This window comes from Chimaeribacter sp. YP20170169, from assembly GCF_056739715.1.
In genome coordinates, this window is sequence record NZ_CP176824.1 from 399,414 (window position 1) to 426,395 (window position 26,982).

Consider the following 26,982-nt stretch of genomic DNA (forward strand, 5'->3'; position numbering starts at 1 on the left):
CACTGCCTTTTTTATTGGCGGGTTATTTCGCCTGAAGATCGAGGCGGTAGAGGGCAAACCCGATCGCGTCACTGCCTTGACGGCTCATCGGGTACTGCGCCTTTTGTTTAATGAAGGCCGTCGCCTTGTCGCTGGGCGACGTCTCGAAGGTGATGTTCAGCGGCTGGCGGCTGGTGATGGGAGCCAGCCGCCAGTTGTTGTCCGCTGATGGGGTAACCTCGCCATGCTCCTGGCTCTCGGCGGTGATGTAGTTTGCCAGCACGCTGCGGTTCTCATCCGGCGAGGCGAAGGCGATGTGGCTGTCGCCGGTGCCAGCGAACTTGCCGCCATAGGCGCGGTAGTTGTTGGTCGCCACCAGGAAGGTTGCCGCCGGATCGATGGGCTTGCCCTGCCAGGTGAGCTGGCGGATGCGCTCGGCGTTGGGGTGGATCATCTGGCACTCACCGTCATAGCGCGCCGGCTGGGTGACATCAATCTGGTACTGCACGCCATCGATCACGTCGAAGTTATAGGTGCGGAAGCCCTCCCAGTTGATCAACGGCTGCGGCTGGCTGCTCTGCGGATCGATGCGGTTGAACAGCCCGGCCGAGCACTCGAGCCACTCCTTCACCTCTTTGCCGGTCACTTTCAGCACCACCAACGTGTTGGGGTAGAGGTAGAGATCGGCGGCGTTGCGGTAGGTCAGCTCGCCCTTTTCCACCTCGACATAGCCAGCCGGGTCGTTCTTGCGGCCACCGGCCTTAAAGGGCGCGGCGGCGGAGAGCACCGGCAGGTTTGCCAAGTCCGGATCGCCCTGGATAAAGTGCCGGGTGTAGGCGGCCTGGGCATTGTTGACGATCTGCACCGTCGGGTCATCCTGCACCAGCGACAGGAAGCTGACCATGCTGTCGCTGGCCTTGCCGATTGGCTGGCTGACAAACTCACGCGTCGCCTTGTGTGCCTCCGCCACCCGGCCGACCAGCTCATGGTCTTCGGCGGCCAGCGAGGCTTTGGCGGCGGTGTCATAGATGGGCCGCGCCTCGGCGCGCGCCTGCACCACCTGCCAATTGCCGCCATCGTTATTCAGTTGCAGATCGACAATGCCGAGGTGATCGCCCCACTGGCCGGGCATCACCGCTGGCGTGCCATTGAGTGTGCCCTGTTTGACATCCGCGCCCTTGATGTCGGCAAAGTCACTGCTGGGGAAGACGGCATGGGCATGGCCAAACATAATGGCGTCGATGCCCGGCACCTGGCTGAGGTAGTAGACGGAGTTCTCCGCCATCGCCCGGTACGGCTCCGCCGACAGCCCGGAGTGTGGGATGGCCACCACCACTTGCGCGCCCGCTTTACGCATCTCCGGCACCCACTTCTTCGCCGTCTCGGTGATGTCCGCCACCTGCACCTTGCCTGCCAGGTTAGCCTTGTCCCACACCATGATTTGCGGCGGTACAAAGCCGATGTAACCGATGCGCAGCGTATGGGTGTTGCCGTCACGATCCTTGACCTGCTTCTCCTCAATCAGGTAGGGCTTGAGCAGCGGCTGGCCGGTGGCGGCGTCCAGTAGGTTGGCGTTGACGTAGGGGAAGGCCGCGCCCGCCAGCGCCCGTTTCAGGAAATCCAGCCCGTAGTTGAATTCGTGGTTGCCGACGTTGCCGACCGAGTAACCCAGCGGGTTCATCGCCAGATAGACCGGGTGCACCTCGCCCTGGCGCCACCTCTTCTTCGCCATGTAGTCGCCGAGCGGGCTGCCTTGGATCAGGTCGCCGTTATCCACCAGCACGCTGTTGGTGGCCTGCTGGCGCGCCTGTTTGATCAAGCTGGCGGTACGCGCCAGACCGAACTTTTCGGTGGGCGCATCCTTGTAGTAGTCGAAATCCATCATGTTGCCGTGCAGATCGCTGGTTTCCATGATGCGCAGATCGACCGTGGCTGCCTGAGCGCCAGCGTAGGCGGCCAGCAGGCACAGGGCGAGGGTAGGGTTCCTCATCATTGCTCTCCATGATTAATGAACGAATATCGCAAAATAGGGTGCAAATGCACCATAGCGCACAAAATAAACGTGAAGTATGGGGCAATTCAGCGTGGGAAACTGCGTAAGCGGTCACGCCGAGCGCGGGCAGGGGCCGAAAGGGGAGGATTCAGACAGTGGGACGGTAGATCTTCACGGCAAAAAAAACTAGGCTGCTTAATAAGATTCTGAATGCAGAGGTGCATGATGTTAGAAAATATTTGCCAGCTGGCGCGGGACGCGGGCGCGGCGATTTTGGAGGTCTATGAGGGCCGCCAGCCGATGGATGTGGAGGTGAAAACCGACGACTCGCCGGTGACAGCCGCGGATTTGGCGGCACACCGTGTGATCAAGCGTGGGCTGGAGGCACTGACGCCAGAGATCCCGCTCCTGTCGGAAGAGGATCCACCCGCCTGGGAGGTGCGCCGCAATTGGACACGTTACTGGCTGGTCGATCCGCTGGATGGCACCAAGGAGTTCATCAAGCGCAATGGTGATTTCACCGTGAACATCGCGCTGGTGGAGGATGGCAAGCCGGTGCTCGGCGTGGTCTACGTGCCGGTGACCGGGGTGATGTACTCCGCCGCCGATGGCAAGGCGTGGAAAGAGGAGAACGGCCAGCGCGTGCAGATCGCGGTGCGTGACGCTCGCCCGCCGCTGGTGGTGGTGAGCCGCTCCCACGGCAGCCAGGAGTTGCAGGACTATCTGGCGCAGCTCGGCGAGCACCAGACCGTGGCGGTCGGCTCCTCGCTGAAGTTCTGTCTGGTGGCCGAGGGCAAAGCGCAGCTCTATCCGCGCTTCGGGCCGACCTCCATCTGGGACACTGCCGCCGGCCATGCGGTCGCCGCCGCCGCGGGCGCGCAGGTGCATGATTGGCAGGGCCAGCCGCTGCTCTACACGCCGCGTGAATCCTTCCTCAACCCCGGCTTCCGCGTCTCCCTCTACTGATCGGAGTCCAGCAACTGGTGCAGCAGGTTCATTACCTGCTGCGTCTCCGCCATACTCAGCGCCCCCTCCTGCGCAAAGCGCACCTTGCCGTGGCGATCCAGCACCACGATGGCTGAGCTCTGCTCCTGCAACTCCCACGCCTTGAGTACCACCCCCTGCCTGTCCACGATCACTTGCGACCAAGGATAGGTTTTCTTGCCCTCACGGATGCTGTGGCGCACAAAAGCCTTGGTGCCGAACATCGTGTCACTGACGTTGACGATTGTCGTCGTTTGGTAACGTTCGGTCGGTAGATTAGCGGCCTTGATGGCGTTAATCAGGGGTTCATTCAGCTCTCTGGCGGCGGTTCGCCCAGCTATGTGCTGGATAACCCGCACTTTTCCGGGAAGTTGGCTACTGCTCCAGCGCTGATAGTTGAAAACATCTTTTTCCAACAGCAGCTCCCCCAGGTCACTGACATAGACCGACGGAACAGGTTGCTGAATTGTAAAATTGTGGGCGGAGGCGAAAAATGACGAAGTCGTTAGCACTATAGTTAGCAGACTATGCTTGAACATGCTTTCTCCTTGGTATGAGCCGCGCCTTTAAGAGCGCTCCGATAGTGGAAAGCAGGATCATAAGCTGTAATCAGAGGTCTGTCCTGTCATGAAACGTGATTGATATCATTTTCCCAACAGATAGTTGGCACCAGACCCAGCACGACAAAAAATGGATTCTGATTACGCTCATTTAAGTGTCAGATTCTGTAAAAGCCCCGGAAACGGACTGGCAAATGTAGAATTTCCGACTATTTTTAAAGTCTATTACATTGCGTTCATTTGAGTAGCTGCCCCTAGTCTGGTTAATTATCTGGCAGGAACGCGATGAACTCATAGGAAGGAGAGAGTAAGAAATGAGAATTTTTCAGCGTTATAATCCACTTAAAGTGGCTAAATATGTAAAAACGCTGTTTCGCGGCCGTCTGTACATCAAAGACGTTGGCGCATTCGAATTTGATAACGGCAAAATTTTATTGCCGAAGATTCGTGATAAACGCCACTTCAGTGTGATGTCTGAAGTGAACCGCCAGGTGCTGAGCCTCCAGGCGGAGATGTAACCCCCGCTCATTGCATGAGCCAGACATGACAACGGCCCCAGATGGGGCCGTTGTTGTATGTGGCACGGGAGGTGGCAAGGGCCTTACAGACTCTTCTCGCGCGCCAGCTCCTCTGGGGTTTTCGGTAGCAGCGGCGTGGCGGGTTTGTCGCTCAGCTTGGTGACCAGCAGCTGGTCAATCTTGTAGCTGTCGATGTCCACCACCTCGAACTTATAGCCGGAGAACTTCACGAAATCGGTGCGTTTCGGGATCTTGCGCAGCATGAACATCATGAAGCCGCCGATGGTCTCATAGTTGCCAGACTGCGGGAACTCCTCGATGTGCAGCACGCGCATCACATCCTCAATCGGCGTACCGCCCTCAATCAGCCAGGAGTTCTCATCACGCGCGACGATCTGCTCCTCAAGCCCCTGGCCGACCAGATCACCCATCAGGGTGGTCATCACGTCATTCAGGGTGATGATCCCGACCACCAGCGCATACTCGTTCAGGATCACCGCGAAGTCCTCGCCGGCGGTCTTGAAGCTCTCCAGCGCCTCTGACAGCGTCAGGGTATCCGGCACGATCAGCGCCGAGCGAATCTGCACGCCGCTGCTCAGCTTCAGGCTCTGGTTGCCCAGCACGCGGTTCAGCAGATCCTTGGAGTCCACATAGCCCACCACCTGATCGATGTTGCCGTCGCACACCAGAAACTTGGAGTGCGGATGGGTGGCGATCTTCTGCTTGATGCTCTCCTCGCTCTCGCGCAGGTCGAAGTAGATCACGCTCTCACGTGAGGTCATGGAGGAGGGCACGGTGCGTGACTCCAGCTCGAACACGTTCTCAATCAGTTCGTGCTCCTGCTTGCGCAGCACCCCGGCCAGCGCGCCAGCCTCCACCACCGCATAGATGTCATCAGGGGTGATGTCGTCATTGCGCACCATCGGCAGCTTGAACAGGCGGAAGATGCAGTTGGCCAGCCCGTTGAACAGCCAGACCAGCGGCCGGAACAGGGCGAGGCAGAAACGCATCGGGTTGATGATCCGGACGGCAACCGCCTCTGGTGCAATCATACCGATGCGCTTCGGGGTGAGGTCAGCGAACAGGATGAACATGCTGGTAACCAGCACAAAGGAGCAGATGAAGCTGATTTGGGCGGCCAGCTCAGTTGACATGAAGCGGCCAAAGAAGACTTCAAATGCCGGGGAGAAAGCGGCGTCGCCGACAATACCACCGAGGATGGCGACGGCGTTCAGGCCAATCTGCACCACGGTAAAGAACATGCCCGGCGTCTCCTGGAGTTTCAGCACGCGGGCGGCGTTGACGTTTCCTTCGTCAGCCAGCAGTTTCAGTTTAATTTTACGTGAGGCGGCCAACGAGATCTCCGACAGGGAGAAGAAGGCGCTCACGGCGATCAATAGAATTATCAGTAAGATACTGTTTAACATAGTTTATCCGCTTAGTTCCGGTTCCCGACCGGCGCGTATGAGGCAGGGGGTAACGCTGAGTGAAAAAATCCAAAATGACAGATAGAAATGCTGCAAACAGGGTACATTTGCAGCACGCTTAGTATAGCAGTAGCGTCGAGAACGCCGCCAGCGAAGAAAAAACGGCCGCTGGCGGTCGCGTGGCAGTTACTGCGCCAGCTGTGGTGGCAGGCAGACGCCGATGCCACCGATGCCGCAGTAGCCTTCCGGGTTCTTGTAGAGGTACTGCTGGTGCTCATCTTCCGCGTAGTAGAACGGCAGTGCCGGCGTCACCTCGGTGGTGATGTGGCGGGTGTCGTTCGCCTCCTGCATGGCGTGCTGGAAGGCGGACAGGCTCTGCTCGGCGGCGGCCTGTTGCGCCGGCGTCAGCGGGTAGATCGCGGAGCGATACTGGGTGCCGATGTCACCGCCCTGACGCATACCCTGCGCCGGGTCATGGTTCTCCCAGAACACCTGCAACAGCTGCGCATAGCTGATCACCGCCGGGTCAAATACCACGCGCACCACCTCCGCATGGCCGGTCTGGCCGGTGCACACTTCCTGGTAGGTCGGGTTCGGCGTATAGCCACCGCTGTAACCGGCGGCAGTGCTATGGACGCCCTCCAGCTGCCAGAACAGGCGCTCCACGCCCCAGAAGCATCCCATTGCAAAAATCGCCTCTTCCATGCCGTCGGGGATGTGGGTCATGGTGTGGCCCGTTACCGCATGGGTGGCCGCCACTGGCATCGGCGTGTTACGGCCTGGCAGGGCATCGGCGGAGGTAACAGGTTGAGTTTTGTCGAAATTTTGCACCACAATGGGCTCCAGTCAATTACGGGTTAAAGTGCGTTAGTTGTATCTGATTGCGTCTTTGCACACAATACGTCCTTGTGTATTGATGAATTTGCTTACACTAATCAAAATTTCGAGGTTAAACGGCTACCGGCTGAAAGGATTTCGCCCATACTGAGGCTGTTTTCATGGCCAGAATGATTCGCTTTTACAGGACAGTAAAATTTTCCAGGAGTACGTGTGCGACCAAACCGGACCCTTTGTTTTTTATGTGTACTGCTGGCTTCCCCTCTCGCGCATGCCGCCAAATTACGCTTGCAGCTTGAGGGCTTGACCGGGGAATTAGAGAGAAACGTGCGGGTGCGGCTTTCAGCGATCGGCAGTGATGAGGTCACGGCCGACGGGCGTTTCCGTGCCAGCGTGGACAAGGCGGTGCGACAGGGGCTGCGGCCCTTTGGCTACTACGATCCCACCATTGACTTCCAGTACCGCGACACCCCACCGCCGGGGCGGCCGGTGTTGATCGCCCGTGTCACCGCCGGGCAGCCGGTCTTTTTGGCCGGAACCAACGTGGTGATTGAGGGCGACGGGCGCAATGACAAGGAGTTCCAGACGCTAAAGCGCGACAAAGTGCCGCCGGTCGGCACCCAGCTCAACCACGGCGCCTATGACAGCTTCAAAAGCTCCCTGACCAACGTGGCGGTGCGCAAAGGCTACTTTGATGCCGATATGCGCAAAAGCCAGCTCGGCATCATCCAGTCGCAGCGGCAGGCCTTCTGGGACATCGATTTCAACACCGGGCAGCGCTACCGCTTCGGCCATGTCTCCTTCGCGGGTTCGCAAATCCGCGACGATTATCTGCAAAACCTTGTCCCCTTTGAGGAGGGCGACTACTACAGCTCCAACGATCTGGCCGAGCTGAACCGTCGTCTCTCCGCCACTGGCTGGTTCAACTCCGTGGTAGTGGCACCGGAGTTCAAGGACGCCAAAGAGAACAAAGTCTTGCCGTTAAACGCCGTGGTAACGCCGCGCACCCGCAACACGCTGGAGACCGGCGTGGGCTACTCAACGGACGTCGGCCCACGCATCAAGGCCAACTGGAAGAAGCCGTGGCTCAACTCACGCGGCCACAGTCTGGAGAGCACCCTGAACCTCTCCGGCCCGGAGCAGGAGCTGGAGTTCAGCTACAAGATCCCGCTGCTGAAGAACCCGATCGAGCAGTACTACGTGGTGCAAGGCGGCTACAAGCGCGAGGATCTGAATGACACCGAGTCTGACGGCACCACCGTCAATCTGGCGCGTTACTGGGACTCCTCCTCCGGCTGGAAGCGCGCCATCAACCTGCGCTGGAGTCTGGATCACTTTACCCAAGGCAGCGTGACCAACACCACCATGCTGATCTACCCCGGCGTCAGCGTCAGCCGTACCCGCCAACGCGGCGGCCTGATGCCTGACTGGGGCGACTCGCAGCGCTACTCGCTGGACATCTCCGACACCAGCTGGGGATCGGATGTAGACTTCGCCGTGATCCAGGCGCAGAACGTCTGGATCCGCACCCTGGCGGAGAAGCACCGCTTTGTGGTGCGCGGCAACCTTGGCTGGATCGAGACCAATGACTTTGATCGCGTGCCGCCGTCGCTGCGCTTCTTTGCCGGTGGCGATCGCAGCATCCGTGGTTACCAGTACAAATCGCTCTCGCCACGGGATGACGAGGGCAAGCTGACCGGCGCCTCGCGTCTGGCCACCGGCTCGCTCGAGTACCAATACAACGTGACCGGCAAGTGGTGGGGCGCGGTGTTTGTGGACTCCGGCGAAGCGGTCAATGACATCAAACAAACCAATGTGAAGACCGGCGCGGGCGTCGGTGTGCGCTGGGCCTCGCCGATTGGCCCGGTGAAACTGGATATTGCCGCCCCAATCAACGATGACGAGGAGCATGGCGTGGAGTTCTACATTGGTTTGGGGCCTGAATTATGAGTCTGTTGAAGAAAATTTCCCTCGGGGTGCTGGTCTTCCTCATCCTGCTGCTGGGTACGCTGGCCTTCCTGCTGGGCACACAAACCGGTCTCCACTTGGTGCTGAATGGCGCGGCGCGCTGGGTGCCGGGCCTGCAAATTGCCTCCGTCACCGGCGGCTGGCGTGACCTGACGCTGACCGGCGTGCAGTACCAGATGCCGGGCGTGACGGTAAAGAGCGGGCAGTTCCATTTGTCGCTCGATCTCTCCTGCTTCCGCCGTAGCCAGCTCTGCCTGAATGCCGTGACGGCGCAGGATGTGGACGTGGTGGTCAATACCCGTGAGCTTGCGCCCTCCACGGCGCCGGCCGCCGAAGAGGAGCCGGGCAGTGGTAACCTCAGTACGCCCTATCCCATCACGGTGCGGTTGTTACGGCTGAATAACGTCAAGGTCACGGTGGACAACACCGCCATAGCGCTGGGCGAGTTCCGCACCGGTATGCATTGGCAGGAGCGGGCGCTGACGCTGCTGCCGACGCGCATCAACTCGCTGCTGGTGGCGCTGCCGACTGCCGCGCAGTTGGCGCTGGAGCAGGTTGCCGAACCGCAGCCACCGGCACCAGCCACCCCGGCCGAGCCAGAGACGCCGCTGGGCGAAACGCTCCAACAGCTGTTCGCCAAGCCGCTGCTGCCGGATCTGCCGAGTTTCCGCCTGCCGCTGGATATCGCCATCCCATCGATCCGGGGCGAGCAGTTGCGCCTGACCGGTGACACCGACATCACCCTCACGTCGCTGCTGGTGCAGGCGCACACCAAAGACCAGCACCTGCAACTCGACACGCTGGATATCGACTCGCCGCAGGGCACACTGAACGCGCGCGGGCAGGCGACGCTCAGCGATAACTGGCCGCTGGCGATGGAGGTCAACGGCACGCTGAACGTCGATCCGCTGAAGGGTGAAAAGCTGAAGCTGACCGCCAGTGGCGGCCTGCGTGAGAAGCTTGATGTGGCGCTCAATCTCTCCGGCCCGGTGCGCACCGACCTGAAAGTACAGACCCAGCTGGCTGAAGCGGGGCTGCCGCTGATGCTCTCCCTGACCAGCGATGCGCTGCGCTGGCCGCTGACCGGCGAGGCGCAGTACCAGGTGAAAAATGTGGCGGTGAACTTCACCGGTAAGGCGGTGGACTATCAGCTGGGGATGCACGCGGACGTCAGCGGCGTCGGCCTGCCACCGGCCACCGTCACCCTGGATGGCGCGGGCAACGTCGAGCAGTTCCGGCTGGCGCGGCTGCGGCTGGCCGCCTTGCAGGGCAACAGCGACCTGAGCGGCGTGGTGGACTGGAGCAAGGCGATCAGCTGGAACAGCGTGCTGACGCTCAACGGCATCAACACCGCGCGGCAGTGGCCAGAGTGGCCGGCCACGCTGGAGGGCAAAATCGTCACGCGCGGCAGCCTTTACGGCGGAAACATGCAGCTACGGGTGCCGGAGTTGCAACTTAATGGCCGGGTGCGCAACAACCGGGTGGAGGCGCGCGGCCAGCTCAGCGGCAACGCCGCCGGGCAGTGGGACATTCCGCAACTTCATCTGGCGCTGGGGCGCAACACGGTAGATGTGAAGGGCAAGCTGGATGAGAACTGGAACCTCGACGCCAACATCAACGCGCCGCAGCTGGACAACGCCCTGCCGGGGTTGGGCGGCGTGGTTAATGGCGCGCTGCAACTGCGCGGCAACCTGAAGGCGCCGCAGATCCTGGCGGATCTCACCGCCAACCGCCTGCGCTGGCAGGAGCTGCGCATCAACCGTGTCACCCTGAAAGGCGAGGTGCGATCCGGTGAGCAGATCGAAGGCGATCTGGCGTTGCGGGTCGATCAACTGACCCAAGCGGCACTGGCGATCCGCCAGCTGACGCTTCAGGCCAAAGGCAGCGAGAAGCAGCACCAGATGCAACTGCGCATCGACGGCAAACCGGTCTCCGGCCAGCTGGCGCTGAACGGCAGCTTTGACCGCCAGACCCAGCGCTGGAGCGGCACCCTCAACAATACCCGCTTCGACACGCCGGTGGGCGAGGTGCGCCTCAGCCGCGCAATGGCGCTGGAGTACATCAACCAAGAGCAGCGGGTAACCGTCGGGCCGCACTGCTGGCTCAACCCGAACGTGGAGCTGTGCGTACCCAAAACCATCGACGCTGGCGCGAGCGGGCAAGCGACGGTGCAACTCAACCGCTTCGATTTGGCGATGGTGAAGCCCTTCCTGACCGAGGATACTCAACTCTCCGGCCTCTTCACCGGCCAGGCGGATGTCAGTTGGAAAGCCGGTGGCGGCCTGCCGCAGGCGAAGGTGACGCTCTCCGGCAAGGGGGTCAAGGTACGGCAGAATGTGCAGGGCAACACCCTGCCGGTAGACTTTGACACGCTGGATCTCAATGCCGCGCTAGTCAATGGCCGCGCCCAACTGGGCTGGCTGATCCGCATTGCCAACAATGGCCAGTTGGCGGGCAACGTGCAGATTGCCGATCCGCAGGGGCGGCGCAACATCACCGGCAATATCACCATCAGCCGCCTGTCGCTGGCGCTGCTTAACCCGGCGCTGTCACAGGGAGAGAAGGCACAGGGGATGCTGGACGCCAACCTGCGGCTGGCTGGCAACGCCCAGCGCCCGCTGGTCTATGGGCAGATGGCGCTGGATGGCGTGGACGTGGATGGCAGCTGGATGCCGTTTGATATCACCAATGGTCGGCTAGGACTGAACTTCAACGGCAACACCTCGACGCTCAACGGCCTGATCCAGACTTCGCAGGGGCAGATCGCGCTGGCTGGCAACGCGGACTGGTCGCAGATCGATGCCTGGCGCGCGCGTATCGCCGCCAAGGGGGACAAGGTGCGCGTCACGGTGCCGCCGATGGTGCGGCTCGATGTGTCGCCGGATCTGGTGTTCGAGGCGACGCCGCAACTCTTCTCGCTGAACGGCAATGTCGATATCCCGTGGGCGCGCATCACGGTGCAGGATCTGCCGGAGAGCGCGGTGGGTGTCTCCTCGGACGAGGTGATGCTGGATGAGCAGCGCCGACCAATCGAGGCGCAGTCCGCCTCCATCCCGATTGCCAGCAACCTGACCGTCAACATCGGCAACAACGTGCGGCTGGACGCCTTCGGCCTGAAGGCACAGCTGAAGGGCGCGCTGAAAGTGGTGCAGGACAAGCAGGGGCTGGGGCTGAACGGCCAGATTGACATCCCTTCCGGCCGCTTCCACGCTTATGGACAGGATCTGCTGGTGCGCAAGGGACAGCTGCTCTTCTCTGGCCCGCCTGACCAGCCGCTGCTCAACATTGAGGCGATCCGCAACCCGGACTCCACGGCGGATGACGTAGTGGCGGGCGTGAAGGTGACCGGCCTGGCGGACGAACCGAAGCTGGAGATCTTCTCCGACCCGGCGATGTCTCAGGAGGAGGCGCTCTCCTACCTGCTGCGCGGGCAGGGGCTTGATAACACCGGCACCGACAGCGGCATGATGACCTCCATGCTGGTCGGATTGGGGGTTGCACAAAGTGGTAAACTTGTGGGTAAAATCGGCGAGGCCTTTGGCGTGAGCAACTTGACGCTGGACACCGCTGGCGTGGGCGACAGCTCGCAGGTGGTGGTCAGCGGTTATGTGCTGCCGGGGCTGCAAGTAAAATATGGTGTAGGGATATTTGATTCTTTGGCGACGCTAACGCTACGTTACCGGTTGATGCCGAAATTATACCTGGAAGCGGTGTCTGGTCTTGATCAGGCATTAGATGTGCTCTATCAGTTTGAGTTTTAACGATGCGAATAATTGTCTACGGCAGTTTGCGCCGCAAGCAGGGTAACAGTCACTGGATGACCAATGCCCAATGGTTAGGCGATCATAAGTTAGAGGGGTTTGAACTCTATGATCTGGGACTGTATCCGGCGGCCATCCCCGGTGAGGGCACCATCTATTGTGAGGTTTATCGCATCAACTCCTCGATCCTGTCAGAGTTGGATGAATTGAAAAGCAATACCAAGGACTACCGCCGGGAGTTGATCTCAACGCCCTATGGCAGTGCCTGGATCTACCTTTACAAGCTCCCCCTGGAGGGGGTGTCGCGCATTGAGAGCGGCGACTGGTTGAAGCGCAACCCGCGCATGGACTGATGCCCCTCCGGGCAAAAAAAAACACCGCCCTTGGGCGGTGTTTTTGTTCGGGCAGTGGAAGATTACTTCTTCGCGCGCTCGAAGGAGGCCACGATCTCAGCTTTCGCCGCTTCCGCGTTGTCCCAACCTTCAACTTTTACCCATTTGCCTTTTTCCAGGTCTTTGTAGTGCTCGAAGAAGTGGGCGATCTGGGCGCGCAGCAGCTCCGGCAGGTCGTTCACATCTTTGATGTGGTCATACTCTTTGGTCAGCTTGCTGTGCGGCACGGCCACCAGCTTGGCATCTTCACCGGCTTCGTCGGTCATCTTCAGCACGCCCACTGGACGGCAGCGGATCACGGAACCCGGCTGCAGCGGGTACGGGGTCGGGACCAGTACGTCAACCGGGTCGCCATCCAGGGAGAGGGTGTGGTTGATGTAGCCGTAGTTGCACGGGTAGAACATCGCGGTAGACATGAAGCGGTCTACGAACAGCGCGCCGGTCTCTTTGTCGATTTCATATTTGATCGGATCAGCGTTGGCCGGGATTTCGATCACTACGTAGATATCTTCCGGGAGATCTTTGCCTGCCGGTACGTTGTTCAAGCTCATGGTGGTTTCCTTTCATCGAACCAGAATTAGAGTGTCGGCTATTATAGCCAACTCTTTTATGAAGTCCTGCCCTTTTAACACGCCGTCAGCCCGCCAGAGGGCGCCGTTGCTGCCTTCACCGCCAATTTCAGACTTATCCTTTCACTGCTGTAGTGAGAGCTGCATCACATTTTCCCTCAAGGATTGACGCCTCCTGCCGATAGAAAAAACAAATGATGCGGGAAAAACCCGCAAGCCATTGTCTTAACGTCCTTTTTTTCACCACACCAGGATTACGTATGTTCAACAAGATTAGTGTCAAAGCTGGGCTAGTTGCCCTGCTGGGCTTGATGACTCTGCTGTTGCTGCTGGTCAGCATTATCGGCGGCGTGGCCATACAGCAGGATGCACACTCCCTCCAGCAGATTAACCAGCTTCAGGGCGAGGAGATGAACTCCGTCACCGAGGGCTATAACAACACGCTGCGGGTGCGCACCGCGGCGGCGCTGGCCATCCGGCAGATGGAGACCGGCATGACCGATGACGCCCAGAAGACCACGGGCCGCATTGCCATCTACCTGCAACGCGCCGACCAGAACATGGCCGACTTCAAGGCCTCTGACCACTCCGGCGAGCGCGGCGAGGCGTTGGCTCAGGCGGTGGATGCGGCATACAGCCAATACCGGGACAAGGGGCTGGCGACGCTGCTGGCTACCCTGCAACAGAGCAAGCCGGATGACTACTATGAGCTGCTGGAGCACCAGATTAGTCAGTACAGCAACCCCTATGATGCCGCCATCGCCAACTTCCGCACCTTTGGCAAGGATCTGGGGGAGGAGCGCGTCAACCATGCGGTAGGGAGTGCGCACTTCAAGCTGACGATCATCATCATCGCCTGCCTGCTGGTACTGGCACTGGTGGTGCTGGCGTGGTTTGCGCTCAAGCAGATTATCCTGCGCCCGCTGGAAGGGGTGATGGCCCACCTGGAGCACATGGCCGCTGGCGATCTCACCCGCCCAGTGCCGCTGCGGGGTAATACCGAGATTGGCCGCTTGGGCCAGGCGCTGGCGAACATGCAGGGGTCGCTGGCGGAGTCGGTCAGCCGGGTGCGCAATGCCGCCAACCAGATTGACACCGGCGCGCGCGAGCTGTCCGCCGGCAACATCAATCTGGCGGCGCGCACCGAAGAGTCTGCCGCCTCACTCGAGCAGACCGCCGCCAGCATGGAGGAGCTGACCTCCACCGTGCGCATGAACGCGCAAAATACCGAGCAGGCCAATGCGCTGGCAGAGAGCGTCTCCGCCATCGCCAGCAAGGGCAGTGACGTGGTAAGCGAGGTGATGGAGAAGATGCGCGCCATTACCCACAGTTCGCAACGCATCGGCGACATCATCACCGTGATGGATGGCATCTCGTTCCAGACCAACATTCTGGCTCTGAACGCGGCGGTCGAGGCGGCACGTGCCGGGGAGCAGGGGCGTGGCTTTGCGGTGGTGGCCGGTGAGGTGCGCAATCTGGCGCAGCGCAGCGCCCAGTCGGCGAAGGAGATCAAGACACTGATTGGTGACTCTGAGGCGCGGGTCAAGGAGGGCCGCCAAATGGTCGAGGGCGCGGCACAGACCATGAGTGAAATCGCCGAGGAGGTGGGCCGGGTCACCACGCTGATGCGTGAGATCTCCACCGCCACCCATGAGCAGAGCAATGGCATCGGCCAGGTCAATCAGGCGGTCACGCAGATGGATCAGGTGGCGCAGCAGAATGCGGCGCTGGTGGAGCAGGCGGCCGCCGCCACCGCCTCGCTGGAGGAGCAGGCGCGGCTGCTGGCGGAGATCATGGCGGGCTTCAAAGTAGGCCGATAGGGCTTATCGGCAGGCAGAAAGCAAAAAGGGTGATCGCGAGATCACCCTTTTTTATTGCCGCCGGATCAGTTGTCCGGGTAGAGCTCGATAAAGCGCTCGGCGTCTTCCACCATAGAGTGGGTGCCGACAAAGAACGGCGCGCGCTGGTGCAGCGACTCCGGCTCAATGTCCAGAATGCGGCGCACGCCATCGCTGGCCTTGCCGCCCGCCTGCTCGGCCAGGAAGGCCATCGGGTTGCATTCATACAGCAGGCGCAGCTTGCCTTTCGGGTGGCTGGCGGTGCTTGGGTAGATATAGATGCCGCCTTTCAGCAGGTTGCGGTGGAAGTCCGCCACCAGCGAGCCGATATAGCGCGAGGTGTAGGGGCGCTGAGTCGCCTCATCCTGCTCTTGGCAATATTTGATGTACTTCTTCACGCCGAGCGGGAATTTGATGTAGTTCCCTTCGTTGATGGAGTACATGTTGCCCTTTTCCGGGAAGCAGACTTTCTCATGGGAGAGGCAGAACACACCGAGGGAAGGGTCATAGGTGAAGGCATGGACACCGCAGCCAGTGGTGTAGACCAGCATGGTGGAGGAGCCATACACCACATAGCCAGCGGCGACCTGGGCGCTACCCGGTTGCAGGAAGTCCTCGGCCTTGACCGGGGTGCCAATCGGGCTGATGCGGCGATAGATGGAGAAGATGGTGCCGACAGAGACGTTGACGTCAATGTTGGAGGAGCCATCCAGCGGGTCCATCAGCACCACATACTTGGCATTCTCCGCGCCTTCGAAGATGACGATCTCATCTTCCTCTTCGGAGGCGATGCCAGCCACTTCACCACGGGCTTTCAGGGCCGCTTTCAGCTTTTCGTTGGCGAACAGATCGAGCTTCATCTGCACTTCGCCCTGAACGTTCGACACGCCGCTGGTACCCAAAATATCGACCAGACCCGCCTTATTGATATCCCGGTGGATAATCTTGGCACCGAGCTTGATCGCGGAGAGCAACGCCGTCAGTTCACCTGTGGCGTGGGGGAAGTCGTGCTGCTTCTCGACAATGAATTCGCCTAACGTTTTCATGACACAATCCCTGAATCTAATGATGGAAAGTGGTTTCGGTTACAAACCACCAACATAAGCTGAGCCAGTTTAACGTAAAGATATGGACGATTCATAGGCAAATCCATTTCTTCTGGACGATTCCGAGCGGTAGAATACCGGCTGACCCAAAGTGATCAAATGGAAATAATATGCGTATTCATATTCTTGGTATCTGCGGCACCTTTATGGGCGGGCTGGCGATGCTGGCCCGCTCGCTGGGCCATGAGGTAACCGGCTCTGACGACAATGTCTATCCGCCGATGAGCACACTGCTGGAGAACCAGGGCATCAACCTTATCCAGGGATACGATCCGGCACAGCTCGATCCCGCGCCGGATCTGGTGATCATCGGCAACGCCATGACGCGCGGCAACCCGTGCGTGGAGGCAGTGTTGGAGCGTGGCATCCGCTATATGTCAGGCCCGCAGTGGCTGCATGACGATGTGCTGCGTGAACGCTGGGTCATCGCCGTTGCCGGGACGCACGGCAAAACCACCACCGCCGGCATGGTCACCTGGATCCTGGAAGAGTGCGGCTACCAGCCGGGCTTTGTGATCGGCGGCGTGCCGGGCAACTTTGAGGTCTCTGCCCGTCTGGGCGGCAGCCCGTTCTTCGTGATTGAGGCGGATGAGTATGACTGCGCCTTCTTCGACAAACGATCCAAGTTTGTCCACTACTGCCCGCGTACCCTGATCCTGAACAATCTGGAGTTTGATCATGCCGACATCTTCGACGATCTGAAGGCGATCCAGAAGCAGTTCCACCATCTGGTGCGGCTGGTGCCGGGGCAAGGGAAGATTATCCTGCCGGATCACGACTCCCACCTAAAGCAGGTGATGGCGATGGGCTGCTGGAGCGAGCAGGAGTTCGTGGGCGAAGATGGCCGTTGGCGCGCTGCCAAGCTGACGCCGGACGCCAGCAAGTTCGAGGTCTTCCTCGAGGGCGAGCGGGTTGGCGAGGTGAGCTGGGCGTTGGTAGGCGAGCACAACATGCACAATGGCCTGATGGCGATTGCCGCGGCGCGCCACGTCGGCGTAGCGCCGGCGGACGCCTGCCGGGCGCTGTGCGGCTTCATCAACGCCCGCCGCCGTCTGGAGCTGCGCGGCGAGGCCAACGGCGTGACCGTCTATGACGATTTCGCCCATCACCCAACGGCGATCCTTGCCACCCTGGCGGCGCTGCGCAGCAAGGTGGGCGGCACGGCGCGTATTCTGGCGGTGCTGGAGCCGCGCTCCAATACCATGAAGCTGGGCATGAGCAAAAATGAGCTGGCACCAGCGCTGGGGCGTGCCGATGAGGTCTACCTGCTTCAGCCGCAGAATATCCCGTGGCAGGTGGCGGAAGTCTCCGAGGCGTGCGTGCAGCCTGCCTACTGGAGCGCGGACGTCGATACTCTGGCGGACATGGTGGTAAAAGCGGCCCACGCTGGCGACCATATTCTGGTGATGAGTAACGGCGGGTTTGGCGGCATCCATACCAAACTGCTGGAGAAGCTGGCGGCCAAAGCGGCGCAGTGAATCACCATGCGATAAACAAGGGGGCTTCGGCCCCTTTTTTATGGGCAAGTGCCATAAAAAAGCCCCTGCAGGCAGGGGCAATGGGGTTCGTCGGAGAGGACGAGGGTATTTATTTGGCAGCGGCGTGGTGCCATGCCTGACTTTCTAGCGTGCCGCTGATGGCGGGGGTGAGGTGTTCACCCTGTGCCGAGGTGCCCATCAGCACCTGAGAAAGGCTCAGGGGCAGGGATTCGGCATGTTGCATGGCGGGGGCCGTCTCTGCGCTGCCGGAGGTTTCGGCATGGGCAACAGGGGCGAGGCCCGCCAGCATGGCCATCAGGGCTGGGATTAACTTGCTTAACACGATGCTTTCCTGTAGGCGGCCGCCCAATGTGCTCCCATCATCTTGCGGGAGTAGGCCGGGCCGCATCGGCGATTACTGGTAGATTTCCGCTGTCGCGTGGTAGTTGCCGTTGGAGTAGGCTTCCACCACCCGATAGGCTTTAGCGCCTTTACTGTCGGCGGCATCAGAGAGCGCCTGACGGATGGCGGTGGGTGAGCCATCTACGCCGCTGACGCTGACAGTACCGACCGGGGTCATGTCATGGGTCGGGGCGGTCACCAACTCGGCGGCGGATGCGCCAGCAGAGAGGGCGGAGAACAGGGCCAGGGCGGCAAAGGTTGCTTTCATTTTCATGATTAAATTCCTTAAGGTTGCAGAACAACCGCTAAGGCTACATCACAGTTTCGGCCTATCGGTTGTTACAGGTAAGTCAGCGGGAGCGGGCGCCCCCTCAGCGTGGCGTGGTCGCCAGCGATTACTGGTAGATCTCGGCGGTGGCGTGGTAGTTGCCGTTGGTGTAAGCCTCAACCACACGGTAGGCTTTGGCACCCTTGCTGTCTGCTTTTTCAGAGAGTTGCTGACGGATATCTGACGGTGCAGCGGTCACACCGCTCACGGTGATGGTGCCCATCGATTGCAGGCCAGCCGCCTGATTGGCATCAACAGATTGTGCTGCAAATGCGCCGAATGACAGTGCAGATAGAATGCTCAGAGTCGCGATACTTGTCTTAATGTTCATGGTTTGTCCTCGTCGTGCTTTATTATTCGTTAGATTTATGTGATTCACATCACGAAACGAAGTATACGCCTCGTTACATCTAAAAATAAATAGGACGCTAATAGTTTTTGAGGTTACTTTGTGTGCGATTGTGATTTTTTTATAACCACAAAGCATAAAAATTGATTAATTTACGTTCGAAAAACGTTAATTTTTCGTAAGATCAGGGACATGACTGGCTTTGACCAAAAGTGCGCTTTCTGACAGGGCGATATGCTGTGGTCACATTATTTTGTGGTTGGATCGGCGAAAGAGTGGTGCAGAAGCGGGATAATCACGTATGAGGAAGTTCAGGAAGGTAATTTTACCGGACGGTCAGCGGGTAAGAAAAGTATAACGGCGCACAGGCGCCGTTGGGGGCAGATTAGAGCTCCTGCTCAAACAGACCCAGAATGGCATCATAGAGCTGCTTGACGCTGAAGCCACTGGCCGGGGTGGTGAAGATGGTGTCATCCCCGGCGATAGTGCCGAGGATACCCTCGGATTTGCCCAGTGAGTCCAACAGACGGGCAATCAGCTGCGCGGCACCGGGGCTGGTGCGGATGACCACCACGGAGTCATTGTAATCCACGTCCAGCACCAGATTCTTCAACGGGCTGGTGGTGGTGGGCACGCCCAACTCTGCCGGCAGGCAGTAGACCATCTCCATCTTGGCATTGCGGGTACGCACCGCGCCAAATTTGGTCAGCATACGGGAGACTTTGGACTGGTTGATGTTATCAAACCCTTCCTCTTGCAACGCCTGAACAATCTCGCTTTGAGAACTGAATTTTTCTTCTTTCAGCAGCGCCTTAAAGGCCTTGATCAGATCTTCTTGTTTTGCGGGATTACGCATAGTGCACCGTGGAATCATCAGAGTTGAAGTCATTATTATGCATATATATGAATTTTTATGCAATGTCGAGCAGGGGCCTGAATCATTGCAGGCTTACTCTCACAAGGAAAGCCGCGGAGTGTAGCAAAATCGCCTCCTCATGAATATGCCAATTGGCGAAGCTTTTTCCGCGGCTGGCAATACGTGATATTGATATTAAAATGGTGTTGTACGAATGTTATTCATCACTGTAATGCAGCTCACGGATTGTGCAGGGCCGGGCATGTCATACTGGAGTCTCGTTCTGTGCACCACACTTTTCACTCACTTCACGCTTTCCTTAATGTTCGGGCTGACCTATCGCACATGCCCGCACAGATCCGGTAAGGATTTGTGGTGGATCTCGCGATGACGTAAAGTATTAATGTTTTGAATTCACGGCATTTTTACGTTTACCATAAAAAAGGAGTATAGGATGAAAGTTGCAATCCTCGGCGCAGCCGGCGGCATTGGTCAGGCGCTCGCCCTTTTGCTAAAGACCCAACTGCCTTCAGGTTCGGAACTCTCTTTATATGACATCGCCCCCGTTACCCCCGGTGTGGCGGTCGATCTCAGCCATATCCCCACTGCCGTCAAGATTGAGGGCTTCAGCGGTGAAGACGCCACCCCGGCACTGCACGGGGCGGACATCGTGCTTATTTCCGCTGGCGTTGCCCGCAAGCCGGGCATGGATCGCTCCGACCTGTTCAACGTTAACGCCGGCATCGTACGTAACCTGATTCAGCAGGTCGCGAAAACCTGCCCGACGGCGCTGATTGGCATTATCACCAACCCGGTCAACACCACGGTGGCGATCGCCGCGGAAGTGCTGAAACAGGCGGGCGTCTATGACAAGAACCGCCTGTTTGGCGTGACGACGCTGGACACCATCCGCGCCAACACCTTTGTCGCCGCCCTGAAGGGTAAGCAGCCCGAGGAGATTGAGGTGCCGGTGATTGGCGGTCACTCCGGGGTGACCATCCTGCCACTGCTGTCGCAAGTCTCGGGCGTGACCTTCAGCGAGCAAGAGGCCGCCGACCTGACCAAGCGTATCCAGAACGCCGGTACGGAAGTGGTCGAGGCCAAAGCCGGTGGCGGCTCCGCCACTCTGTCGATGGGCCAGGCCGCTGCGCGCTTTGGGCTGTCTTTGGTACGTGCGCTTCAAGGGGAGAGCAATGTGGTGGAGTGCGCCTACGTTGAGGGCGATGGCCGCTATGCCCGCTTCTTCGCCCAACCGCTACTGCTGGGCAAAGAGGGCGTGGTAGAGCGCAAAGAGATTGGTGCACTGAGCGATGCCGAACGGCAGGCGCTGGAGGGGATGCTGGAGGTACTGCGCAAGGATATTGAGCTGGGTGAACAGTTCGTTAACCCATAACACCCTGCCTGACTGCCGCTGGCCTTATGCCAGCGGTTCTTCCCGATCGCCCGTCTGTTTCACTCTGGCGGCGCGCAACGGTTTCTGAGCACTAATCGTTTTAGTGACAGGATCATAGTAACGGCTTGGCCAGATCTGGCCGGGGGAAAGGCCCAGCGCCTCCGCGATGATCTTCTCGCCCTTTGGCCAAGAGCGATAGAGCGCGTTGGAGAGGGTGGATGAGCTTAATCCCGATGCCCGTGACAACGCCGCCAGCGTCATCTTCTTTTTACGTAATGCAGCCATAATGTCCGCTGGATGCCAATCCTGTTTCCTTACCCGCATATCTTCATCCCTATTTGTAAATCCACTGATCAACCAGAAACACTCATTTTTTCAGAAAAAATATCACACCAAATTTCTGATAAATGCGCAAATGCCTTTCTAAACGAAAGGAAAAAAATGTGCGAACTGGCAACATTTTATGCAAAAAAGACAGAAAAAACGATAAATTGCATAAATAAAGATTATAAGGGCTAATGGTTTTTCAGAAATAAATTGAAGCTTGAAATGGTTATTTTTTCGGAAAAGGAGGGGGCGACATCGGGTGGCTAACAGGTAGCCGGGGGAGGGGAGAGGCCCGCCCCCGCAAGCGGGCGACGGGCAGGACAGCGCGTCAGAAATCGCGTTTAACGGCGATATGCGCCAGTCCTTCTAGAGCCTGACGCCACGGGGAGGGCGGCAGAATGCTCAGACAGGCGATGGCCTTGTCCGCTTCCTCTTCTGCCCGCTGGCGGGTGTAGGCGAGGGAGCCCGCCTGATGCATGGTCTCCAGCACCGGCTCCAGCAGGTGGCGGCCATTGCCCTCTTCAATTGCCTGGCGGATCATCGCGGCCTGGGCAGGTGTGCCATGCTGCATCGCGTGTAACAGCGGCAGCGTCGGCTTGCCCTCATCCAGATCGTCACCGGTGTTTTTGCCCAGCGTCGCGCCATCGGCATCGTAGTCCAGCAGGTCATCAATCAGCTGGAAAGCGGTGCCAAGGTAGCGGCCATAATCCTGCAGGGCACGCTCTTGCTGCTCATCGGCACCTGCCAGAATGGCGGACGCCTGCGCAGCGGCCTCAAACAGGCGGGCGGTCTTGCTGTAGATGACCCGCAGGTAGCTCTCTTCGGTGATGTCCGGGTCATTGCAGTTCATCAGCTGCAACACTTCACCCTCGGCAATCACGTTCACCGCCTCAGACATCAGCGCCAGTACGCGCAACGAGCCGAGGCTGGTCATCATCTGGAAGGCACGGGTATAGATAAAATCGCCCACCAATACGCTGGCGGCGTTGCCAAAGGCAGCGTTGGCCGTGGCCTTGCCGCGGCGCATGTCCGACTCATCCACCACATCGTCATGCAGCAGGGTGGCGGTGTGGATAAATTCAATCAGCGCCGCGACGGTGACATGCTGCTCCCCGTCATAGTCGAGCGCCCGGGCCGCCAGCACCGCGATCATCGGGCGAATGCGCTTGCCGCCGCCGCTGATGATGTAGTAACCCAACTGATTGATGAGGGAGACATCAGAGTTGAGTTGGTCGAGGATTGTCGCGTTCACGGCCGCCATATCTTGCGCGGTTAGGTCGGTAATCTGTTCAAGGTTCATTGTATTTTTTTCTACTGGGATGCTCTTCACCATGAATGGGAGCACCGCGTGCAGCGGCTCATCGTAGTAACAGTGAGTATGATTGTACTTGAAAAATGGCATAGATAAACGTCGCGAAATGAGCTGTGCTTTTTTTCTTCTTTTGACTTTATTCTGCTCTTGTCATGCGATGCTTTTTTGCGTAGAATTCGCGCCCTATTGTGAATATTTATAGCGCGCTCTGAACTACAAAGGCGAGTGCGCGGAAAGCGGAGTTTTATATGTACGCGGTTTTCCAAAGTGGTGGTAAACAACACCGAGTAAGCGAAGGTCAAACCGTTCGCTTGGAAAAGCTGGACATCGCAACTGGTGAAGCTGTTGAGTTTGACCAAGTGCTGATGATTGCCAATGGTGAAGAGATCAACATCGGCGTTCCTTTCGTCAATGGCGGCAAAGTTACCGCTGAAGTTGTTGCGCACGGTCGTGGCGAGAAAATCAAAATCGTTAAGTTCCGTCGTCGTAAACACTACCGTAAGCAGCAGGGCCACCGTCAGTGGTTCACTGATGTGAAAATCACCGGTATCAGCGCTTAATAGGAGAGCATTAAATGGCACATAAAAAGGCTGGCGGCTCAACTCGTAACGGTCGCGATTCTGAAGCTAAACGTCTGGGCGTGAAACGCTTTGGCGGCGAAGCAGTACTGGCAGGCAGCATCATCGTTCGTCAGCGCGGAACTAAGTTCCACGCAGGCACCAACGTAGGTTGCGGCAAAGACCACACCCTGTTCGCACTGGCTGACGGTAAAGTTAAGTTCGAAGTTAAAGGCCCGAACAATCGTAAATTTATCAGCATCGTTGCTGAATAAGTTTCTCGAGCCTAACTGGTAGATGTAAGCCCCGCAATTATGTTGCGGGGCTTTTTACATTTTAGAGAGGACGGCAGGGCAGGTTATGGACACCAGACAGCAGGCAGGCATTGGCATCTCACTGGCGCTCACCACCGCCGTGTTTTGGGGCGCGCTGCCCATCGCGATGAAGCAGGTGCTCCAGGTGATGGACCCGTTTACGATTGTCTGGTATCGCTTCAGCATGGCGGCGCTCGGCTTGGGTACGCTGCTGGCAGCCCGCCATCAGTTGCCGTCGCTGCACCTGTTCGGCCGGCCGCGCTGGCTGCTGTTGCTGGCGATTGCCACTGGCGGCCTGCTGGGGAACTTCCTGTTCTTTAGCTCCTCGTTGCAGTACCTCAGCCCGACCGCCTCGCAGGTAATTGGCCAGCTCTCCCCGGTTGGCATGATGATCGCCAGCGTATTCATCTTGAAAGAGCGGATGCGCATCACCCAGATAATTGGGGCCGTGATGCTGATTTGCGGGCTGATGATGTTCTTTAACCGCAGCCTGATAGAGATCTTCACCCGGCTGACGGATTACACGCTGGGCGTGTTGCTGGGCGTCTGCGCGGCTTCAGTATGGGTATGCTACGGCGTGGCGCAAAAGGTTCTGCTGCGCCGATTGGCGTCGCAACAGATCCTGGTCTTGTTGTACACTTTATGTGCAATCGCACTCTTCCCCCTGGCGCATCCAGAGGCGATCATGCAACTGAGTGGCTGGCAACTGGCTTGCCTGCTCTTTTGCGGGGCCAATACCCTGATTGGCTATGGGGCGCTGGCAGAGGCAATGGCACGCTGGCAGGCGGCACAGGTAAGTGCTCTGGTGACGCTGACGCCGCTGTTTACCCTGCTATTTTCGAATTTACTGGCATTGGCCTGGCCGCAACTCTTCGCGTCGCCTGCGCTGAATGTGGTGGGATACCTCGGGGCGATGGTTGTGGTGTCAGGGGCAATGTTTTCCGCGATCGGTCACCGTTGGTGGCCGGGGCGGACAGAAAAAAGTCTGGTGGCTTCACTCAAGCAGCCGGACGAATGATTTACGGAGACGCAAATGAAGTTTGTAGATGAAGCCACGATTCTGGTGGTAGCAGGTGATGGCGGTAACGGCTGTGTCAGTTTCCGCCGTGAAAAATATATCCCGAAGGGCGGCCCGGACGGCGGTGACGGCGGCGACGGCGGCGATGTCTACCTGCTGGCGGATGAGAACCTGAACACCCTGATCGACTACCGTTTTGAGAAGTCCTTCCGCGCCGAGCGTGGCGAGAACGGCCAGAGCCGTGACTGTACCGGCAAGCGCGGTAAAGATGTCACCATCAAGGTGCCGGTCGGTACGCGCGTGCTTGATCAGGGCACGGGCGAGGTGCTGGGCGACATGACCCGCCACCAGCAGCGCCTGATGGTCGCCAAGGGCGGCTTCCACGGCCTGGGCAACACCCGTTTCAAATCCTCAGTTAACCGTACCCCGCGCCAGAAAACCATGGGGACACCGGGTGAGAAGCGCGATCTGAACCTGGAGCTGCTGCTGCTGGCAGATGTGGGGATGCTGGGCCTGCCGAACGCTGGCAAATCCACTTTCATCCGCGCAGTATCCGCGGCTAAGCCAAAAGTGGCGGACTATCCGTTCACCACGCTGGTGCCAAGCCTCGGTGTGGTGCGCATGGATAGCGAGCAGAGCTTCGTGGTCGCGGATATTCCCGGCCTGATTGAGGGCGCCTCTGAGGGCGCGGGCCTCGGTATCCGCTTCCTGAAGCACCTGGAGCGCTGCCGCGTGCTGCTACATCTGGTGGACATCGCGCCGATCGACGAGTCCAACCCGGTGGAGAACGCCCGCATCATCATCAATGAGCTGCATCAGTACAGCGAGAAGCTGGCTGGGAAGCAGCGCTGGCTGATCTTCAACAAAGTTGACCTGCTGGATGACGAGGAAGCCGAAGCGCGCGCCAAGGCGATCGTCGAGGAGATGGGCTGGGAAGGCAAATACTACATGATCTCGGCAGCCAACCGCGCTGGCGTCAACGCGCTGTGCTGGGATGTCATGAGTTTCCTCAACACGCAGCCGCGTGAGATGGCGATCGAAGAGATCAAGCCGGAGAAAGCGGAGTTCATGTGGGATGACTACCACCGTGAACAGCTGGCCGAAGCAGAAGCGGAAGCCGAAGAGGAGTGGGATGACGATTGGGATGAAGATGACGACGAAGGCGTCGAGATCATCTACCAGCGTTAATCGCATACAAAAAAGGCTGCCTGAGGCAGCCTTTTTTTATGGTTAGTTGTTTTGGTAGATGTCGCGATAGAGGCGGCTCTCAAACCTCACCAGCGGCGCACGGCGGGTGCGCTGATCCTCTGGCGGCACGGCATAGCCGGAGAGGTACTGCACGAACGCCATCTTCTGGCCGCTGGCGGTAGTAATAAAGCCAGCGAGGTTGTAGACGCCCTGGAGCGCACCGGTCTTCGCTGACACCTTGCCATCCACCCCGGCCTCGTGCAGGCCGCCACGGTAGCGTAGCGTGCCGTCATAGCCAGCCAGCGGTAGCATCGAGATGAAGTCCAGTTCATTGTCGTGCTGGGCGATATATTGCAGCGCCTGCATCATGGTGGCAGGGGCGAGCAGGTTGTGGCGCGACAGGCCGGAGCCATCCACCACCATGCTGTTGCCCAGATCGACACCGGCCTTTTGGCGCAGCACCTGACGTACCGCGTCCGCCCCGGCACGCCAGGTACCCGGCACGCCAAAGCGCTCATGGCCGATGGTGCGGAAGACCGTATCGGCAATCATGTTGTCAGACTTCTTCAGCATAATCTTCAGCAGGTCATGCAGCGGCAGCGACTGGGTTTGCGCCAGCACCGTGCCCGCCGGCGACGGCTGGGTGCGGCGCTTAAGCGTGCCGTCAATCTGGATGCCCGCCTCCTGCAACTCATCCTTCAGGATCGCGCCGGCATAGGCCGCGCCATCCTGGATGGCGAAGGCCAACGGCAGCGGATCGGCACGTTGGGTCAGGCAGCCGGTTAGGGTGAAGCGGTTAAGCTCGCCCGGCACCACATCCAGCTCGCAATACTGGGCATCGGGTGAGCCTTTCGCCAAGGTGCGTACCTGGCTGAACATGTGCACCGGATAGTAGGAAGCCACGCGGATAAAGGCGATGTCATTGGGCTTGGGCGCGCTATAGAGCGAGACGGAGAAGCAGTTGCGATCGACAATGGCCGCCGCTGGCGGTGCGCTGAAGCACTGCGTGATGTCATTCCACGGCCAGCCGGGCGCCTTGTCATGGCTGGCAAACACCGAGGTATCCACCAGCACGTCGCCGCGGATCTCCCGGATCCCCTGTTTGCGCAGGGCGGCCACCATATTGCGCAGATGCTGGCGCTTCAGGGTCGGGTCGCCATCAAAACGCGCCACCAGATCGCCCCGCAGTACGCCATCTGCGATAGATGCGTCGCTCTCGAAGGTCGTATTGAAGCGGAAATCCGGCCCCAGTTGCAGCAGCGCCGCCAAGGCAGTAAGCACTTTTTGGGTACTGGCTGGAAGAGCCATATGCTGGCCGTGGTAATCAATGGTCGGCGTAGGGGAACCGACTTTTTGCACCAGCAGCGCGAGGTTGGCGCCGTCAGGCAGGTACTGAGTGTACTCCTCAACCGACCCAGCATGGGCAGACAACATAAACGCGCAGGTCAATCCGCTGACAATTCGTGAAAAACGCATAATTTCGGAATAACAGAGTGATAACGTGCCGCCATACTACGGTGCAATGTGG

General features: G+C 59.0%; 25 protein-coding genes. 12 read left to right on the plus strand and 13 right to left on the minus strand.

What is annotated here, in order from left to right; all coding sequences use genetic code 11:
* Positions 1-22 precede the first annotated feature (22 nt).
* A complete protein-coding gene (locus ACK3SD_RS01880) occupies positions 23-1,972 on the minus strand; it encodes a bifunctional 2',3'-cyclic-nucleotide 2'-phosphodiesterase/3'-nucleotidase (RefSeq protein ID WP_481126582.1) in 1,950 nt (649 codons plus the stop codon).
* A 225-nt stretch (positions 1,973-2,197) separates the two neighbouring features.
* Between ACK3SD_RS01880 and cysQ the strand changes: the two genes are divergently transcribed.
* Positions 2,198-2,938 carry a 3'(2'),5'-bisphosphate nucleotidase CysQ gene (gene cysQ / locus ACK3SD_RS01885; protein WP_137764876.1) on the plus strand — a complete coding sequence of 247 codons (741 nt, stop codon included), beginning with the start codon at positions 2,198-2,200 and terminating at the stop codon, positions 2,936-2,938.
* Here cysQ and ACK3SD_RS01890 read toward each other — a convergent pair.
* Positions 2,932-3,495, minus strand: a complete 564-nt coding sequence (locus tag ACK3SD_RS01890) for a YtfJ family protein (protein WP_481126583.1) — start codon at positions 3,493-3,495, stop codon at positions 2,932-2,934. The two genes, cysQ and ACK3SD_RS01890, sit on opposite strands and share 7 nt — an antisense overlap.
* A 335-nt stretch (positions 3,496-3,830) precedes the next feature.
* Between ACK3SD_RS01890 and ACK3SD_RS01895 the strand changes: the two genes are divergently transcribed.
* Positions 3,831-4,034 carry a DUF1107 domain-containing protein gene (locus ACK3SD_RS01895; RefSeq protein WP_137762037.1) on the plus strand — a complete coding sequence of 68 codons (204 nt, stop codon included), beginning with the start codon at positions 3,831-3,833 and terminating at the stop codon, positions 4,032-4,034.
* Between the two features lie 83 nt (positions 4,035-4,117).
* On the opposite strand, the gene paeA is transcribed toward ACK3SD_RS01895, so the two are convergent.
* Positions 4,118-5,461 carry a polyamine export protein PaeA gene (gene paeA / locus ACK3SD_RS01900; protein WP_481126584.1) on the minus strand — a complete coding sequence of 448 codons (1,344 nt, stop codon included), beginning with the start codon at positions 5,459-5,461 and terminating at the stop codon, positions 4,118-4,120.
* Between the two features lie 186 nt (positions 5,462-5,647).
* Complete coding sequence (gene msrA / locus ACK3SD_RS01905) at positions 5,648-6,292, minus strand: peptide-methionine (S)-S-oxide reductase MsrA (RefSeq protein WP_481127477.1); 645 nt, start codon at positions 6,290-6,292, stop codon at positions 5,648-5,650.
* 219 nt (positions 6,293-6,511) lie between these two features.
* On the opposite strand from msrA, the gene tamA reads away from it, so the two are divergent.
* The 3 genes from tamA to ACK3SD_RS01920 are packed head-to-tail and all read left to right on the plus strand — an operon-like array spanning position 6,512 to position 12,380.
* On the plus strand, positions 6,512-8,248 hold the full coding sequence (gene tamA / locus ACK3SD_RS01910; RefSeq protein WP_481126585.1) for an autotransporter assembly complex protein TamA: 1,737 nt from the start codon (positions 6,512-6,514) through the stop codon (positions 8,246-8,248).
* On the plus strand, positions 8,245-12,027 hold the full coding sequence (gene tamB / locus ACK3SD_RS01915; protein ID WP_481126586.1) for an autotransporter assembly complex protein TamB: 3,783 nt from the start codon (positions 8,245-8,247) through the stop codon (positions 12,025-12,027). Before tamA ends, tamB begins: the two co-directional genes overlap by 4 nt.
* 2 nt (positions 12,028-12,029) lie before the next feature.
* On the plus strand, positions 12,030-12,380 hold the full coding sequence (locus ACK3SD_RS01920) for a gamma-glutamylcyclotransferase family protein (RefSeq protein WP_481126587.1): 351 nt from the start codon (positions 12,030-12,032) through the stop codon (positions 12,378-12,380).
* A gap of 62 nt (positions 12,381-12,442) precedes the next feature.
* Here ACK3SD_RS01920 and ppa read toward each other — a convergent pair whose 3' ends face one another.
* Positions 12,443-12,970 carry an inorganic diphosphatase gene (ppa, locus tag ACK3SD_RS01925; RefSeq protein WP_137762042.1) on the minus strand — a complete coding sequence of 176 codons (528 nt, stop codon included), beginning with the start codon at positions 12,968-12,970 and terminating at the stop codon, positions 12,443-12,445.
* 278 nt (positions 12,971-13,248) lie between these two features.
* Here ppa and ACK3SD_RS01930 point away from each other — a divergent pair, with 278 nt between their 5' ends.
* Positions 13,249-14,808 (plus strand): methyl-accepting chemotaxis protein, encoded by a 1,560-nt coding sequence (locus ACK3SD_RS01930; protein ID WP_481126588.1) that lies wholly within the window; start codon positions 13,249-13,251, stop codon positions 14,806-14,808.
* A 65-nt stretch (positions 14,809-14,873) separates the two neighbouring features.
* Here the strand turns inward: ACK3SD_RS01930 and fbp are convergent, their stop codons facing one another.
* On the minus strand, positions 14,874-15,872 hold the full coding sequence (gene fbp / locus ACK3SD_RS01935; RefSeq protein ID WP_137762044.1) for a class 1 fructose-bisphosphatase: 999 nt from the start codon (positions 15,870-15,872) through the stop codon (positions 14,874-14,876).
* Between the two features lie 170 nt (positions 15,873-16,042).
* On the opposite strand from fbp, the gene mpl reads away from it, so the two are divergent.
* Positions 16,043-17,410 carry a UDP-N-acetylmuramate:L-alanyl-gamma-D-glutamyl-meso-diaminopimelate ligase gene (gene mpl, locus ACK3SD_RS01940; RefSeq protein WP_481126589.1) on the plus strand — a complete coding sequence of 456 codons (1,368 nt, stop codon included), beginning with the start codon at positions 16,043-16,045 and terminating at the stop codon, positions 17,408-17,410.
* 109 nt (positions 17,411-17,519) lie between these two features.
* Here mpl and ACK3SD_RS01945 read toward each other — a convergent pair whose 3' ends face one another.
* The 4 genes from ACK3SD_RS01945 to argR all read right to left on the minus strand — a co-directional run bounded on the left by ACK3SD_RS01945 (position 17,520) and on the right by argR (position 19,345).
* A complete protein-coding gene (locus ACK3SD_RS01945; RefSeq protein ID WP_481126590.1) occupies positions 17,520-17,753 on the minus strand; it encodes a hypothetical protein in 234 nt (77 codons plus the stop codon).
* Positions 17,754-17,825: 72 nt separating this feature from the next.
* Positions 17,826-18,086 carry a YdgH/BhsA/McbA-like domain containing protein gene (locus ACK3SD_RS01950; RefSeq protein WP_137762047.1) on the minus strand — a complete coding sequence of 87 codons (261 nt, stop codon included), beginning with the start codon at positions 18,084-18,086 and terminating at the stop codon, positions 17,826-17,828.
* A gap of 121 nt (positions 18,087-18,207) precedes the next feature.
* Entirely contained in the window at positions 18,208-18,471 is a 264-nt protein-coding gene (gene yhcN, locus ACK3SD_RS01955) for a peroxide/acid stress response protein YhcN (RefSeq protein WP_137762048.1), read from the minus strand.
* 403 nt (positions 18,472-18,874) lie between these two features.
* The gene (gene argR, locus ACK3SD_RS01960; protein ID WP_481126591.1) at positions 18,875-19,345 is read right to left on the minus strand and encodes a transcriptional regulator ArgR; all 471 of its coding nucleotides are present in this window, start codon (positions 19,343-19,345) and stop codon (positions 18,875-18,877) included.
* Between the two features lie 454 nt (positions 19,346-19,799).
* Here argR and mdh point away from each other — a divergent pair, with 454 nt between their 5' ends.
* Positions 19,800-20,738: a malate dehydrogenase gene (mdh, locus tag ACK3SD_RS01965; protein WP_481126592.1), complete on the plus strand. Its 939-nt coding sequence runs from the start codon at positions 19,800-19,802 to the stop codon at positions 20,736-20,738.
* Between the two features lie 24 nt (positions 20,739-20,762).
* On the opposite strand, the gene ACK3SD_RS01970 is transcribed toward mdh, so the two are convergent.
* Both ACK3SD_RS01970 and ispB read right to left on the minus strand, forming a co-directional pair.
* Complete coding sequence (locus ACK3SD_RS01970) at positions 20,763-21,062, minus strand: helix-turn-helix domain-containing protein (RefSeq protein WP_481127478.1); 300 nt, start codon at positions 21,060-21,062, stop codon at positions 20,763-20,765.
* A gap of 331 nt (positions 21,063-21,393) precedes the next feature.
* Positions 21,394-22,365 carry an octaprenyl diphosphate synthase gene (ispB, locus tag ACK3SD_RS01975; protein WP_137762051.1) on the minus strand — a complete coding sequence of 324 codons (972 nt, stop codon included), beginning with the start codon at positions 22,363-22,365 and terminating at the stop codon, positions 21,394-21,396.
* Positions 22,366-22,625: 260 nt separating this feature from the next.
* On the opposite strand from ispB, the gene rplU reads away from it, so the two are divergent.
* The 4 genes from rplU (at position 22,626) to cgtA (ending at position 25,454) form a co-directional block, all read left to right on the plus strand.
* Complete coding sequence (gene rplU, locus ACK3SD_RS01980) at positions 22,626-22,937, plus strand: 50S ribosomal protein L21 (protein WP_137762052.1); 312 nt, start codon at positions 22,626-22,628, stop codon at positions 22,935-22,937.
* Positions 22,938-22,951: 14 nt separating this feature from the next.
* Complete coding sequence (gene rpmA, locus ACK3SD_RS01985) at positions 22,952-23,209, plus strand: 50S ribosomal protein L27 (RefSeq protein WP_072927085.1); 258 nt, start codon at positions 22,952-22,954, stop codon at positions 23,207-23,209.
* An 85-nt stretch (positions 23,210-23,294) separates the two neighbouring features.
* Complete coding sequence (locus tag ACK3SD_RS01990; protein WP_481126593.1) at positions 23,295-24,266, plus strand: DMT family transporter; 972 nt, start codon at positions 23,295-23,297, stop codon at positions 24,264-24,266.
* A 15-nt stretch (positions 24,267-24,281) separates the two neighbouring features.
* Entirely contained in the window at positions 24,282-25,454 is a 1,173-nt protein-coding gene (cgtA, locus tag ACK3SD_RS01995; protein WP_481126594.1) for an Obg family GTPase CgtA, read from the plus strand.
* 42 nt (positions 25,455-25,496) lie between these two features.
* Here the strand turns inward: cgtA and dacB are convergent, their stop codons facing one another.
* The gene (dacB, locus tag ACK3SD_RS02000) at positions 25,497-26,930 is read right to left on the minus strand and encodes a serine-type D-Ala-D-Ala carboxypeptidase (protein ID WP_481126595.1); all 1,434 of its coding nucleotides are present in this window, start codon (positions 26,928-26,930) and stop codon (positions 25,497-25,499) included.
* Positions 26,931-26,982 lie beyond the last annotated feature (52 nt).

What these genes read in the sequence shown, in the direction of transcription:
- ACK3SD_RS01880 (WP_481126582.1), bottom strand. Translation starts at nt 1,972, where the DNA reads ATGATGAGGAACCCTACCCTCGCCCTGTGCCTGCTGGCCGCCTACGCT.
- cysQ (WP_137764876.1), top strand. Translation starts at nt 2,198, where the DNA reads ATGTTAGAAAATATTTGCCAGCTGGCGCGGGACGCGGGCGCGGCGATT.
- ACK3SD_RS01890 (WP_481126583.1), bottom strand. Translation starts at nt 3,495, where the DNA reads ATGTTCAAGCATAGTCTGCTAACTATAGTGCTAACGACTTCGTCATTT.
- ACK3SD_RS01895 (WP_137762037.1), top strand. Translation starts at nt 3,831, where the DNA reads ATGAGAATTTTTCAGCGTTATAATCCACTTAAAGTGGCTAAATATGTA.
- paeA (WP_481126584.1), bottom strand. Translation starts at nt 5,461, where the DNA reads ATGTTAAACAGTATCTTACTGATAATTCTATTGATCGCCGTGAGCGCC.
- tamB (WP_481126586.1), top strand. Translation starts at nt 8,245, where the DNA reads ATGAGTCTGTTGAAGAAAATTTCCCTCGGGGTGCTGGTCTTCCTCATC.
- ACK3SD_RS01920 (WP_481126587.1), top strand. Translation starts at nt 12,030, where the DNA reads ATGCGAATAATTGTCTACGGCAGTTTGCGCCGCAAGCAGGGTAACAGT.
- ppa (WP_137762042.1), bottom strand. Translation starts at nt 12,970, where the DNA reads ATGAGCTTGAACAACGTACCGGCAGGCAAAGATCTCCCGGAAGATATC.
- ACK3SD_RS01930 (WP_481126588.1), top strand. Translation starts at nt 13,249, where the DNA reads ATGTTCAACAAGATTAGTGTCAAAGCTGGGCTAGTTGCCCTGCTGGGC.
- fbp (WP_137762044.1), bottom strand. Translation starts at nt 15,872, where the DNA reads ATGAAAACGTTAGGCGAATTCATTGTCGAGAAGCAGCACGACTTCCCC.
- mpl (WP_481126589.1), top strand. Translation starts at nt 16,043, where the DNA reads ATGCGTATTCATATTCTTGGTATCTGCGGCACCTTTATGGGCGGGCTG.
- ACK3SD_RS01950 (WP_137762047.1), bottom strand. Translation starts at nt 18,086, where the DNA reads ATGAAAATGAAAGCAACCTTTGCCGCCCTGGCCCTGTTCTCCGCCCTC.
- yhcN (WP_137762048.1), bottom strand. Translation starts at nt 18,471, where the DNA reads ATGAACATTAAGACAAGTATCGCGACTCTGAGCATTCTATCTGCACTG.
- argR (WP_481126591.1), bottom strand. Translation starts at nt 19,345, where the DNA reads ATGCGTAATCCCGCAAAACAAGAAGATCTGATCAAGGCCTTTAAGGCG.
- mdh (WP_481126592.1), top strand. Translation starts at nt 19,800, where the DNA reads ATGAAAGTTGCAATCCTCGGCGCAGCCGGCGGCATTGGTCAGGCGCTC.
- ACK3SD_RS01970 (WP_481127478.1), bottom strand. Translation starts at nt 21,062, where the DNA reads ATGCGGGTAAGGAAACAGGATTGGCATCCAGCGGACATTATGGCTGCA.
- ispB (WP_137762051.1), bottom strand. Translation starts at nt 22,365, where the DNA reads ATGAACCTTGAACAGATTACCGACCTAACCGCGCAAGATATGGCGGCC.
- rplU (WP_137762052.1), top strand. Translation starts at nt 22,626, where the DNA reads ATGTACGCGGTTTTCCAAAGTGGTGGTAAACAACACCGAGTAAGCGAA.
- rpmA (WP_072927085.1), top strand. Translation starts at nt 22,952, where the DNA reads ATGGCACATAAAAAGGCTGGCGGCTCAACTCGTAACGGTCGCGATTCT.
- ACK3SD_RS01990 (WP_481126593.1), top strand. Translation starts at nt 23,295, where the DNA reads ATGGACACCAGACAGCAGGCAGGCATTGGCATCTCACTGGCGCTCACC.
- cgtA (WP_481126594.1), top strand. Translation starts at nt 24,282, where the DNA reads ATGAAGTTTGTAGATGAAGCCACGATTCTGGTGGTAGCAGGTGATGGC.
- dacB (WP_481126595.1), bottom strand. Translation starts at nt 26,930, where the DNA reads ATGCGTTTTTCACGAATTGTCAGCGGATTGACCTGCGCGTTTATGTTG.